Below are 12,318 nucleotides of genomic sequence, written 5' to 3' on the forward strand. Positions count from 1 at the left end.
GCTTACGGGCCGCTCAGGGGGCGTCCGTCTGCCCCGGTTCCGCCCCCTCGCTTTCGGGGCCCCAGCTGCTCGGTAGCAGCGGCATCCGGGGTCCGTCGTCCAAGGAATCGGCGCCGATTGTGGTCAACCCCACTGGGGCCGCATCGGGCCCGCGGGCGGTGCCGGCGAACCCCAGGGGCCCCGCCCCCCGGTCCGTGGCCGTCGCCGTGGTTTTGCCGGCGGCATCGGGCTCCGGGTCGGCGTCGAGGTATTCGTGGCGGCGGCCGGGGTCGATCAGGCCGGGCCGCTGGCGGCGCCGGCGCCGGGCCTGTTCCCGCCGGGCCGGGGCGGTCGCCGCGGCCGCGGTGCCGGGTTCGGCCGATCTCTGCTGGGACCGCGCGCCGGCCGGGAGGTTCGCACCGGCGCCGATGCCCGGCGGGCCGACGACGTAGGGGTAATCGAAGCCGGCGACGGCGGTCGCGGGTGGCGCCGCGGGCGCCGCGGCGGACGCCGGGGCCGCCGCCGGTGCCGGCGCGGGCGCCGCGGCCGGCGTTGCGGCCGGGGCGGGTGCGCTCAGGCCGGGCGCCATCGCGACGGGCGCTCCGGTGTGGGACGGCGCCGGCGCGGCCGCCACCCCGGGCAGGGTGGGCGCGGGCGGCGCGACGCCGGCCAGCCCGGCCAGCCCCGCCAGGCCGGCCGCCCCGGCGACGGGCAGGAACGGGACGATCAGCCCGACCGAGAGCTGAGTCAACTGCGGCACTTGGGGAATGAAGGTGTAAAGCGACTCGCCCGCCCAGTGCGGAACCTTGAGGAGTAGCGGGTCAGTCAGCAGGCTGTGGATGGCCGTGGACGGGTTGGACCCAGGCTGGTTCAGGTCCGTGGTGAGTTCTTGGGCGACCATCTGCACGCGATCTACCCACCAGCTCAGCTGATTTGCCCCCCCGCCCGCATCTTGGTTCGGGGGGTTGGTCAGCTGGATCGGCGGGGGTGGCGCGGTGGGCGGGACCCACGTCATCGCGGTCTGGGACACCGCTTCATACATCGCCATCGCGGTGGCTGCCCGCAGCCACATCTGCAAATACTCGAACTCGTTTTGCGCGATCGGAATCGTATTGACACCAAGGAAATTCGTCGCTATCAGGGAGGCGTTCAGGGCTTTGTTGGCTGCTATCTCTGCCAGTGTCGGCATGGCCGCCACCGCGGCGTTGTACGCCGCGATCACGGTGTCGTGCTCGAGGGCCGCCGCCGTGGCGTTGGCGCTGTTCTGTAAAAGCCAGGCCAGGTACGGCACATGCGCGGCCACGAACTTCTCCGCGGTGGGACCCTGCCACGTCCCGGCCTGCACCTCGGCCAACAACTCGCTGAGTTCGGTAGCCGCCGTGTCGTATTCGGCGCTCAAGTTCAGCCACGCCGTCTCCGAGTTCAACAACGAGGCGGGCCCCGGGCCGGTGGTGAGCGCCGCCGAATTCACTTCCGGTGGAAAGGCCGCCCAGATCGGCATCGTCATCGTTGGCCACCCTCGTCGTTGCGACACTGCGATTCGTTCGAAGGCTGCGGTCGCCGATGTCGCGTGGCAGTGACGAGGGCGGCCGCGGTGCGGACAGCGGTCCGCATGTCATGAAGCTTATCGCCAGAGTGTCCGCAAATACGGATACGATTCCCGACTTTCACCGGAAATGCGAAGGTATTTTTCAGTCAGTGGACAGCCGGGCAAGGAACCCGTTCAACAGGAGCGTCTGAACCAACCCCGTCTGCTGCGGGGCGCTCAGGCCGGGCAGTTCGCCGACCCGGAACGGCTCGGTGCTCGACGCGAGGAACCGCATCGCGGCCTCGTGGTCGAGGCCGGCGGCCACGGACAGCTGAGCGAAGTGCAGGACAACGCGATCGGCGGCGCGGGTCACCCGCGCGTAGAGCGGCTGGTGCTTGCGCACCAGCGTCCGGGCGTCGATTCCGGCCGTGTCGCTCACCCGCCCGACCGGTGGGCATCGGCCGCGCCGGACCAGGACGTCCTCCAATGCGCCGAGGCCGTCGGCGACGATGTCGGGGCCCTCGACGGTGCGCAGGGTGTCGTGCACCAGGTCTTCCAGGCCGGCGCGGGCGCCCGCGTCGTCCAGGTGGCGCGGCGACAGGCGGGTGTGCAGCCGGGGGTCGCGCAAACTCAGCGCGTAGAGCGCGTGCGTGACGAGCGTGAGCACGGTGGGTGCGTGCAGCCCGATCGTCAGATGGACGGATGGCTCCGAGCGCGTTTCGGCCGAATGCACTTGGCCGCGTGGCAGATACAGCACGTCGCCGGCGCGCAGGCACACGTCGGTCGCCGCCGCCGGCCCGTCCGTCCCGACCCCTTTGCGGCTTTCGATCTCGTGCGGCGGCACGGGGGCGCCGGTGGACACATGCCACGTCTTGGATCCCCGGATCTGCAGGACCAGCACGTCGTGCGGGTCGTAGTGCGGGGAAAAGCCGGTGGCGTCGGGCGGCGTGACATAGGCGTTGACCCGCGTCGGGAAGTTCAGCTCGACCTCGAGGGAATGCGACAGCGTCGCGACCGTGCGCAGGTACCGCTCGAGGCCGTTCAGCACGATGGTGTACCCGTCGGCGAGGCCCTCGCGGGCGCGGTCCGGGTCGAGGCTGCCGTCGCCGCGGCGATAGCTCGCCGGATCCCTGTCCTGGCCGCCCTTCACCAGCCGCACGGCCGACGGCTCCGCTCGCATCTGCTCGAGGAGTTCGTCGGCCGCGGGCAGCAGGCCGTCGAAGTAGCCCGGCTCGCCACGCTGGATGTGGTGGTGCCTGATCGCCCAGATCTCGTCGAGGAACGCCTCGACCGAAACCGGCCGCAGCAACCAGGCGAGCGAGGACTCGGCGGCCAATGTTCCTCCCAACCCTTCCCGGCCTCCCCAACGTTCGTGGGCACCACAGTAGACCGGCGCCCCGCCTTTCTCGGCACGTCGTTCCCGGCTACTAGCCTGGATCTGTGCCAGATCCCGCCACGTACCGCCCGGCGCCCGGGTCCATCCCGGTGGAGCCGGGCGTCTACCGATTCCGGGATCCGCACGGCCGGGTCATCTACGTTGGCAAGGCCAAGAGCCTGCGCAGCCGGCTCACGTCCTACTTCTCCGACATCTCCGGCCTGCACCCGCGAACGCGGCAGATGGTCACCACCGCGGCCAAGGTCGAGTGGACGGTGGTCAACACCGAAGTCGAGGCGCTGCAGCTCGAATACAACTGGATCAAGGAATTCGACCCGCGGTTCAACGTCCGCTACCGCGACGACAAGTCGTATCCGGTGCTGGCGGTCACCCTCAACGAGGAATTCCCGCGGTTGATGGTCTATCGCGGCCCGCGCCGCAAAGGCGTCCGGTACTTCGGCCCCTACTCGCACGCCTGGGCCATCCGGGAAACGCTGGACCTGCTCACCCGGGTGTTCCCGGCGCGCACCTGTTCGGCGGGAGTGTTCAAGCGGCACAGGCAGATCGACCGTCCGTGCCTGCTGGGCTACATCGACAAATGCTCGGCGCCGTGCATCGGCAGGGTCAGTGCCGAACAGCATCGTCAAATCGTGGACGATTTCTGCGACTTCCTGTCCGGCAAGACCGACCGGTTCGCCCGCGAGCTCGAACAGCAGATGAACGCCGCGGCAGAGCGTCTCGATTTCGAGCGGGCCGCGCGGCTGCGTGACGACCTGGGCGCGCTGAAGCGGGCGATGGAAAAGCAGGCCGTGGTGCTCGGTGACGGGACCGACGCCGACGTGGTGGCCTTCGCCGACGACGACCTCGAGGCCGCGGTGCAGGTGTTCCACGTGCGCGGCGGCCGGGTCCGCGGTCAGCGCGGCTGGATCGTCGAAAAGTCCGCCGACCCGGGCGATTCCGGCGAGGAGCAGTTGGTCGAGCAGTTTTTGACGCAGTTCTACGGCGAGCAGGCCGAATTGGGCGGCGCCGCAGACGAATCGGTGAACCCGGTGCCTCGGGAGGTGCTGGTGCCCTGCCTGCCGTCCAACGCCGACGAGCTGACGAGCTGGTTGTCCGGCCTGCGCGGGTCCCGGGTCGTCTTGAGGGTGCCGCGGCGCGGTGACAAACGCGCACTGGCCGAAACCGTGCAGCGCAACGCGAAAGAAGCCCTGCAGCAACACAAGCTGAAGCGGGCCGGTGACTTCAACGCCAGATCCGCTGCGCTGCAGAACATTCAGGAAGCCCTCGGGCTGTCCGAGGCGCCGCTGCGCATCGAATGTGTGGACATCAGCCACGTGCAGGGCACCGACGTGGTGGGCTCGCTGGTGGTGTTCGAGGACGGTCTGCCACGCAAATCGGACTACCGGCACTTCAGCATCCGGGAGGCCGCCGGACAGGGGCGCTCCGACGATGTCGCCTCCATCGCCGAGGTGACCCGGCGCCGCTTCGCGCGCCACCTCAGCGAGCAGAACGACCCGAATATGCTTTCACCGGAAGGGAAGTCCCGCCGCTTCGCCTACCCGCCGAACCTGTACGTCGTCGACGGCGGCGCGCCGCAGGTCAACGCGGCCAGCGCGGTGCTCGAAGGGCTCGGCATCACCGACGTCGCGGTGATCGGGCTGGCCAAGCGGCTCGAAGAGGTGTGGGTGCCCTCGGAACCCGACCCCGTCATCATGCCGCGCAACAGCGAGGGTCTTTACCTGCTGCAGCGTGTCCGCGACGAGGCGCACCGGTTCGCGATCGCCTACCATCGCAGCAAGCGATCCAAGCGAATGACGGCATCGGTGCTGGATTCGGTGCCAGGATTGGGAGAACATCGCCGTAAGGCACTGGTAAGCCATTTCGGATCGATAGCCCGCCTCAAGGAGGCCACCGTCGACCAGATCACCGCCGTTCCCGGCATCGGCGTCGCCACCGCCACCGCCGTCCTGGAGGCGCTGCGACCCGAGCGGGCCCCCGACGAGTCCAGGGCCGCGCAATGACGGGTCCGGGCGAGTTGGCGGGGAATCCCTCGGTGGACGCCCCGGCCGGTATCGACGTCGTTCTCGTGACGGGGTTGTCCGGGGCCGGGCGGGGTACGGCGGCCAAGGTGCTCGAGGACCTCGGCTGGTATGTGGCCGACAACCTGCCCCCGCAGCTGATCACCCGGATGGTCGACCTCGGCATGGACGCGGGGTCGCGCATCACCCAGCTGGCGGTGGTGATGGACGTGCGGTCGCGGGGCTTCACCGGAGATCTGGATTCGGTGCGCACTGAGCTGGCGACCCGAAACATCGCCCCGCGGGTGGTGTTCATGGAAGCATCCGACGACATGTTGGTGCGCCGCTACGAGCAGAATCGGCGCAGCCACCCGCTGCAGGGCGATCAGACGCTGGCCGAGGGCATCGCGGCCGAGCGCCGGATGCTGGCATCGGTGCGCGCCACCGCCGACCTGATCATCGACACGTCGACGCTGTCGGTGCGGGGCCTGCGCGAGACCATCGAGCGGGCGTTCGGCAATGACGCCGGCGCGACCACCAGCGTCACGGTCGAGTCGTTCGGTTTCAAGTACGGCCTGCCGATGGACGCCGACATGGTGATGGACGTGCGATTCCTGCCGAACCCGCACTGGGTCGACGAATTGCGCCCCCGCACCGGGCAGGATCCCGCGGTGCGGGATTACGTGTTGAGCCAGCCCGGCGCGGCCGAGTTTCTCGACGCCTACCATCGACTGCTATCTCTGGTCGTGGACGGCTACCGCAGGGAGGGCAAGCGCTATATGACGGTCGCCATCGGCTGCACGGGGGGGAAGCATCGCAGTGTCGCGATCGCCGAGCAATTGATGCAGTTGCTGAACGCCGATCACCAGCTGTCGGTGCGCGTGCTGCACCGGGATCTGGGTCGCGAATGAGCGAGCCGTTCAACCGGGGCATCGTCGCGCTGGGCGGCGGACACGGCTTGTACGCGACCTTGTCGGCGGCCCGGCGTCTCACCCCCTACGTCACCGCCGTGGTGACGGTCGCCGACGACGGCGGATCCTCGGGCCGGCTGCGCGGCGAACTCGGCGTGGTGCCGCCCGGCGACCTGCGAATGGCGTTGGCGGCCTTGGCTTCTGACAGTCCACATGGGCGTCTGTGGGCGACCATCCTGCAGCACCGGTTCGGTGGCAGCGGCGCTCTGGCGGGGCATCCGATCGGCAATTTGATGCTGGCTGGCCTGTCGGAGGTGCTGGCCGATCCGGTGGCCGCCCTCGACGAGCTCGGGCGCATCCTGGGCGTCAAGGGCAGGGTGCTGCCGATGTGCCCGATCGCCCTGCAGATCGAGGCCGACGTGTCCGGCCTGGAAGGCGACCCGCGGATGTTCCGGGTGATCCGCGGCCAGGTGGCGATCGCGACCACCCCGGGCAAGGTGCGCCGGGTGCGGCTGCTGCCGGACCACCCCCCGGCCACCCGGCAGGCCATCGACGCCATCATGGCCGCCGACCTGGTGGTGCTGGGCCCCGGCTCGTGGTTCACCAGCGTGATCCCGCACGTGTTGGTGCCCGAGCTGGCGGCGGCGCTGCGGGCGACGTCCGCGCGGCGCGCCCTGGTGCTCAACCTGGTGGCCGAGCCGGGGGAGACCGCCGGGTTCTCCGTCGAGCGTCATCTGCACGTGCTGGCCCAGCACGCTCCGGGATTTACCGTGCACGACATCATCATCGACGCCGACCGGGTGCCGAGTGAGCGGGAACGCGAGCAACTGCGCCGCACCGCCACCCTGCTGCATGCCGAGGTCCACTTCGCCGACGTGTCCCGACCTGGTACACCTTTACATGATCCAGGCAAGCTCGCGGCGGCCCTGGACGGGGTCCGGGCGGCCCGCAAGGGTCCGGAAGCGGCTCCGGCCACGGCCACCGCGGATATTCGGGTCGACGGTGCAAAACCACCACCAGGTGGGGATGGGCCCGCCGGCAGCGGACCAAGGGGTGACGACTCGTGGCGATGACGACCGAAGTCAAGGACGAACTGAGCCGCCTGGTCGTGAAATCGGTCAGCGCGCGCCGGGCGGAGGTCACGTCCCTGCTGCGGTTCGCCGGAGGGCTGCACATCGTGGGCGGCCGCGTCGTGGTCGAGGCCGAGGTCGATCTCGGCAATGTCGCCCGGCGGCTGCGCAAAGACATTTTCGAACTTTACGGCTACACCGCCGTCGTGCATGTGTTGTCCGCCAGTGGAATTCGCAAAAGCACCCGGTACGTGTTGCGGGTGGCCAACGACGGTGAGGCGCTGGCCCGCCAGACCGGGCTGCTCGACAACCGCGGCCGCCCGGTGCGCGGGCTGCCGGCCCAGGTGGTGGGCGGCAGCGTCGGCGACGCCGAGGCCGCGTGGCGGGGGGCCTTCCTGGCGCACGGGTCGCTGACCGAGCCGGGACGGTCCTCGGCGCTGGAGGTCAGCTGCCCCGGCCCGGAGGCGGCGCTGGCGTTGGTGGGCGCGGCGCGGCGGCTGGGGGTCAGCGCGAAGGCCCGCGAGGTGCGTGGCGCCGACCGGGTAGTGGTGCGCGACGGCGAGGCGATCGGCGCGTTGCTGACCCGGATGGGCGCCCAGGACACCCGGCTGGTGTGGGAGGAGCGCCGGATGCGCCGCGAGGTGCGGGCCACGGCCAACCGGCTCGCCAACTTCGACGACGCCAACCTGCGCCGCTCGGCGCGCGCGGCGGTCGCGGCGGCCGCCCGGGTGGAGCGGGCGCTGGAGATCCTCGGCGACACCGTCCCCGACCATTTGGCCTCGGCCGGCAAGCTGCGCGTCGAGCACCGACAGGCGTCGCTGGAGGAGCTCGGCCGGCTCGCCGACCCGCCGATGACGAAAGACGCTGTGGCCGGCCGCATTCGGCGGTTGCTGTCGATGGCCGACCGCAAGGCGAAGATCGAGGGTATTCCCGACACCGAGTCGGCGGTGACGCCGGATTTGCTGGAAGACGCCTAACTGGTCGCGCGAATCGCTGTTCGCAAGGGGTGGCGGGGGCTACGGTCGGGGAATGAAACGGCTTTCGAGCGTTGATGCGGCGTTTTGGTCGGCCGAAACCGCGGGCTGGCACATGCACGTGGGGGCGCTGGCGATTTGCGACCCGAAGGAATGCTCCGAGTACAGCTTTGCGCGACTGCGCGAGCTGATCATCGAGCGGCTGCCGGAATTGCCGCAGTTGCGGTGGCGGGTTACCGGGGCGCCATTCGGCCTGGACCGGCCGTGGTTCGTCGAGGACGAGGACCTGGACCCCGACTTCCACATCCGGCGCATCGCGGTTCCGGCGCCCGGCGGTCGGCGCGAACTCGAGGAACTGGTGGGGCGGTTGATGTCCTACAAGCTGGACCGCGCCCGGCCGCTGTGGGAGATGTGGGTGATCGAGGGTGTCGAGGGCGGCCGGATCGCGTCGCTGACCAAGATGCACCACGCCATCGTCGACGGCGTCTCGGGCGCCGGCCTGGGTGAGATCCTGCTGGACGTCACGCCGGAACCGCGACCGCCGCAACAGGAGACGGTCGGATCGCTGGTGGGGTTGAATATTCCGGGCATCGAGCGGCGGGCGGTGGGCGCGCTCATCAACGTCGGCGTCAAAACGCCGTTCCGCGTCGCGCGGCTGGTGGAGCAGACCGTGCGCCAGCAAATCGCCACGCTGGGGGTGCGCAGCAGGCCGCCGCGCTACTTCGAAGCGCCGAAAACCCGCTTCAACGCGCCGGTTTCGCCACACCGGCGCATCACCGGCTGCCGCGTCGAACTGGCCCGCGCCAAGGTCGTCAAGGACGCCTACGGTGTGAAGCTCAACGACGTGGTGCTGGCGTTGGTGGCCGGCGCCGCCCGCGACTACCTACTCAAACGCGGTGAGCTGCCTGCCAAACCGCTCATCGCGCAGATCCCCGTGTCGACGCGCACCGACGAGAACAAGGATGACGTCGGCAACAAGGTGAGCTCGATGACCGTCTCGTTGGCCACCCACATCGAAGACCCCGGGGAGCGGCTGCGGTCCATCCACGAAAGCACCCAGAACGCCAAGCTGATGGCCAAGGCGTTGTCGGCGCACCAAATCATGGGGCTGACCGAGACGACACCGCCGGGGTTGTTGGGGCTGGCCGCGCGGGCATATACCGCCAGCGGTCTGTCGCGAAACCTGGCCCCTATCAACCTGGTTGTCTCGAATGTGCCCGGCCCGTCGTTCCCGCTGTACATGGCCGGCGCCAAGCTCGATTCGCTGGTGCCGCTGGGGCCCCCGGTGATGGACGTCGCGCTGAACATCACCTGCTTCTCCTACACGGATTACCTCGACTTCGGCTTCGTGACGACGCCCGAAGTGGCCAACGACATCGACGACATGGCCGATCGCATCGAGCCGGCGCTCACCGACCTCGAAAAGGCCGCCGCGCGGGAGAACAGCCCCAACTAGGCCTGCTGCCAGGCGATCTCACGACTATGAGGCGCCGCCATTTGACCTAGCGGCGATCGCGAGCGCGGCGCAGCCGGGCGAGGCGGGTCGGCGCCATCGGAGCTAGCGGCGATGGTGAAAGTGTTATGCGGCGCCGGGATTGTCGGCTTCGTCGTCGTGTTCGTGGTGGAGGAGTTTTTCGGGGTGGTGGTAGGTGTTGGTGCGGGGTTGGCCGCGCTCGAGGTGGGGTGGGGGTTTCCATTCGGTGTCGCCGCGGGTGTTTTTGCGGGTGGTCCAGCCGCCGGGGTCGAGCATGCGGTGATGGGGGCCGCAGGCGAAGGTGAGCTGGTTGATGTCGGTGCTGTGGCAGGTGCTGTAGTCGGTGGTGTGGTGGACTTCGCAGTAGTAACCCGACACGGTGCAGCCCGGGGCGGTGCAGCCGCGGTCCTTGGCGTACAACACGATTCGTTGTCCCGGGGAGGCCAGCCGCTTGGCGCCTCTCTGTGTCAAGAGGTGTGCCATTGTTCGGTTGTATGGTGGCTGCTAGCAGGTCCGGGAAGTGGCTTGTCCGAAGAGTCAGTGTGCGGGGTTTCAGCTGGCCGCGCTGGATATTAGAGCCGCCCCCGATTGTCCTCCCGGGCCTGCCTTACGTCTTGTCGCGTCGCGGAGCAGTTGGCGGTAGACGATGTCAGACAGGCGTCGTTTCAGGCACCGTATTGCTTCCTTGTGACTCTTACCGCCGGTTCGTTTCCGCAAGTAGTAGGCCTTGCTTGGGGTGTCCTGCCGGATTTGTGTTAAGGCCATGATGTGTAGACAGCAGTTGAGTTGGCGGTCTCCGGCGCGAGAGAGCCGGTGGCGGATGACATCTCCGGAGGACACGTCGATCGGGGCGGTGCCGTTGTAGCTGGCGAACGCCGCGGCGGAGCAGAACCGATCGATGGTGCCGACTCGGGCGAGGATCTTGGCCGCGGTCAATTCTCCGATGCCGCACAACTCGGTGAGGGTTGTGCCAGAGGCGCTGACGGCGGTCTTGATGTCGGCGGCCGCCTTGGTGATTCGGCGGTCCAGGTGGCGTACCTCAGTGATGAGGTCGGCGGCGAGGCTGCGCAGGGTTTTGCCGGCGGCATCGCGAGGACGGACCTTGCGAAGGAGTTCGACGGCCCGCTCGGCTGTGAGATCACGTTTTGCACCACCAGGAATGAGATTGGCAAGCACGACGTGCAGGCGGTTGACGGTCTGGGTGCGGGTTTTGACCAGGTCGTCGCGGTGGTCGACGATCGCACGTAGGGCGATCACGGTGCCGTCTACCACAACAGAAGTCAGCGAACGTGCGCTCAGTGCGGCGATCCCCACGCTTACTGCGTCCGCGTCGTCGTTCTTGCGACCGTGGCCGGTCGACAGCGTCCGCACGCGCGCAGCTAGTTTCGCAGGTATATCGACGACGTCGATTCCGTCGGTACGTAGCCACGCTGTCAGTGGCGCGCCCAGACCGGATGCGCCTTCGATCGCCCATGTCGAGTCGGGCCACTGGCGGGCGAAACGACGCAATGCGCGGTAGCCGTCACGGCTGACCGGTACGCGAATGGCGGCTACGGGCCGCGACGAGGCGTCCACTGCTGCGGCAGTCCAGGACGCTTTGTGTGGATCGATTGCGATCACCATCTGGGTCTTCAATATCGCTGGCACGAAACTTCTCTCCTCGCCTCGGTTTAGAGATGAAAGCGCGGAGGGCACACCAACTTTCGGCTACGCAGGCCTCTCTTCAGCCACTCTGCGCATATACGGCGGTGACCGGCCGACAAGCCAAGCGAAAGTCAACCACGGGTGACAGGTGTGATACGAGTCAACCGGCCACCACCTCGGAGATCATGGCTGCAGACCACGATCGCCTGCAAGGATTTAACAAGTTGGTGTGATAGAGCGCCAGGGCCTTGCCCTTATCGAAAATCGCCAGGTAGTGATGCGCGTGGCGGGCCAGGCGGATCACCTCACTCATCGGCAGGATGGTGCCGCCCCCGGTCAGGGCTCGCCCGGCGGCGGCCTCCAACTCGGCCAGGGTGGTGGTGACGATGATGGAGGCCGGTAACCCGTTGTGCTGACCCAACTCCCCGGAGGCCAACAGCCCACGCAGCCCGGCCAGCAGGGCGTCGTGGCCGCGCTGAGCAGCCGAGCGGGTATCACGATCGATGGCCTCTTGGCTGGGCGTCCCCTCCACACACGGCATCTCATCAAGCGGGTTGCACATGCCCGGGGCGCCGAGTTTGGCTTCCACGGCTTCCAGCGTGGCCCGTAGTTCGGGGGTGATCAGGCCCCGCAACTCCGACATGCCGTCGGCTTGTTGGCGGCCCAGGGTCACCCCGCGGCTACGGGCGCGGTCCTCGTCGGTGAAAAGGCCGTCGGGATTGAGGCAATCTTCCAGGACGTGGGCCAGGCCGTCGAGTTCGTCGGGCCGGTGATACGCGGCGTGGCCGGCCAGGTCGGCCTCGACGCGCTCGCGGGTGGCCGGGTCGATCCAGCCGGGCAGGCGGCGAAAGAATCGGCGGATCACCGCCACATGGGCGGCGCCGAGTTCACCGCGGGCCTGGGCGGCGGCGGTGGCGGCCAACACCGGGGGCAAGGGTTCACCGGTCAGGCCGTGGCGCGGGCCCAGATCGGCGGCGTCTTTGACCCGCCGGGCGGCCTCGGTGTGGCTGATCCGCAGCCGGTCGGCGATCGCCTGGTCGAGTTTGGCGCCGAGTTCTTCGATGCTGGCTTGGCGGGCCAGGTGATTGATCAACGCATGCTCAGCCACTGGCAGCCGGCGGCGCGTCTTTTCGCAGCGCTCTAACAGCGCCAGGCACTCCCGAGGAGCCAGCGCATCAAAACTCAGCCCCGCCACGCCTTCGATGGCGGCATCGAGCGCGTCGAAGGCCGCGCTGATCGCGTCCCGATCGATGATGCCGCCCGAACTCATACCGTCAAACTATCGAGGCCCACCGACACAAAACCCCACATTGTGACCACAGAAACCATAGTGACACAAGGGAAT

General features: G+C 68.6%; 8 protein-coding genes and 2 pseudogenes. 5 read left to right on the forward strand and 5 right to left on the reverse strand.

From position 1 onward, the window contains the following. Positions 1–13 precede the first annotated feature (13 nt). Positions 14–1,486, reverse strand: a complete 1,473-nt coding sequence (locus QGN30_RS12145) for a PPE family protein (protein WP_038536695.1) — start codon at positions 1,484–1,486, stop codon at positions 14–16. 184 nt (positions 1,487–1,670) lie between these two features. After that, positions 1,671–2,843, reverse strand: a complete 1,173-nt coding sequence (locus tag QGN30_RS12150; RefSeq protein WP_038536693.1) for a cupin domain-containing protein — start codon at positions 2,841–2,843, stop codon at positions 1,671–1,673. A 104-nt stretch (positions 2,844–2,947) separates the two neighbouring features. Here QGN30_RS12150 and uvrC point away from each other — a divergent pair, with 104 nt between their 5' ends. Genes uvrC through QGN30_RS12175 form a run of 5 tightly spaced genes read left to right on the forward strand, consistent with a single transcriptional unit; the run spans position 2,948 to position 9,311 of the window. Then, positions 2,948–4,903, forward strand: a complete 1,956-nt coding sequence (gene uvrC / locus QGN30_RS12155) for an excinuclease ABC subunit UvrC (protein WP_038536691.1) — start codon at positions 2,948–2,950, stop codon at positions 4,901–4,903. Then, complete coding sequence (gene rapZ, locus QGN30_RS12160) at positions 4,900–5,811, forward strand: RNase adapter RapZ (protein WP_009956169.1); 912 nt, start codon at positions 4,900–4,902, stop codon at positions 5,809–5,811. The genes uvrC and rapZ overlap by 4 nt, the downstream gene beginning before the upstream one ends. Then, positions 5,808–6,884: a YvcK family protein gene (locus QGN30_RS12165; RefSeq protein WP_038536688.1), complete on the forward strand. Its 1,077-nt coding sequence runs from the start codon at positions 5,808–5,810 to the stop codon at positions 6,882–6,884. The genes rapZ and QGN30_RS12165 overlap by 4 nt, the downstream gene beginning before the upstream one ends. Then, positions 6,881–7,858 carry a DNA-binding protein WhiA gene (gene whiA, locus QGN30_RS12170; RefSeq protein WP_026071328.1) on the forward strand — a complete coding sequence of 326 codons (978 nt, stop codon included), beginning with the start codon at positions 6,881–6,883 and terminating at the stop codon, positions 7,856–7,858. Before QGN30_RS12165 ends, whiA begins: the two co-directional genes overlap by 4 nt. A 52-nt stretch (positions 7,859–7,910) precedes the next feature. Further along, entirely contained in the window at positions 7,911–9,311 is a 1,401-nt protein-coding gene (locus QGN30_RS12175) for a WS/DGAT/MGAT family O-acyltransferase (protein WP_009954040.1), read from the forward strand. A gap of 123 nt (positions 9,312–9,434) precedes the next feature. Here QGN30_RS12175 and QGN30_RS12180 read toward each other — a convergent pair. The 3 genes and pseudogenes from QGN30_RS12180 to QGN30_RS12190 form a co-directional block, all read right to left on the reverse strand. After that, a pseudogene (locus QGN30_RS12180) lies at positions 9,435–9,782 on the reverse strand (HNH endonuclease signature motif containing protein); the annotation flags it as partial. A gap of 99 nt (positions 9,783–9,881) precedes the next feature. Further along, positions 9,882–10,952, reverse strand: coding sequence for an IS110 family transposase (locus QGN30_RS12185; protein ID WP_042792078.1), 1,071 nt, complete (start codon positions 10,950–10,952; stop codon positions 9,882–9,884). Positions 10,953–11,190: 238 nt separating this feature from the next. Next, positions 11,191–12,243, reverse strand: a pseudogene (locus tag QGN30_RS12190) (13E12 repeat family protein); the annotation flags it as partial. Positions 12,244–12,318 lie beyond the last annotated feature (75 nt).

The organism is Mycobacterium sp. 3-98, assembly GCF_035918355.1.
Lineage (GTDB): Bacteria > Actinomycetota > Actinomycetes > Mycobacteriales > Mycobacteriaceae > Mycobacterium > Mycobacterium intracellulare.

Bases quoted from the DNA above. Each gene is read 5' to 3' on its own strand.
- QGN30_RS12145 (WP_038536695.1), bottom strand. From the start codon at position 1,486: ATGACGATGCCGATCTGGGCGGCCTTTCCACCGGAAGTGAATTCGGCG.
- QGN30_RS12185 (WP_042792078.1), bottom strand. From the start codon at position 10,952: ATGGTGATCGCAATCGATCCACACAAAGCGTCCTGGACTGCCGCAGCA.
- QGN30_RS12165 (WP_038536688.1), top strand. From the start codon at position 5,808: ATGAGCGAGCCGTTCAACCGGGGCATCGTCGCGCTGGGCGGCGGACAC.
- QGN30_RS12175 (WP_009954040.1), top strand. From the start codon at position 7,911: ATGAAACGGCTTTCGAGCGTTGATGCGGCGTTTTGGTCGGCCGAAACC.
- whiA (WP_026071328.1), top strand. From the start codon at position 6,881: ATGACGACCGAAGTCAAGGACGAACTGAGCCGCCTGGTCGTGAAATCG.
- rapZ (WP_009956169.1), top strand. From the start codon at position 4,900: ATGACGGGTCCGGGCGAGTTGGCGGGGAATCCCTCGGTGGACGCCCCG.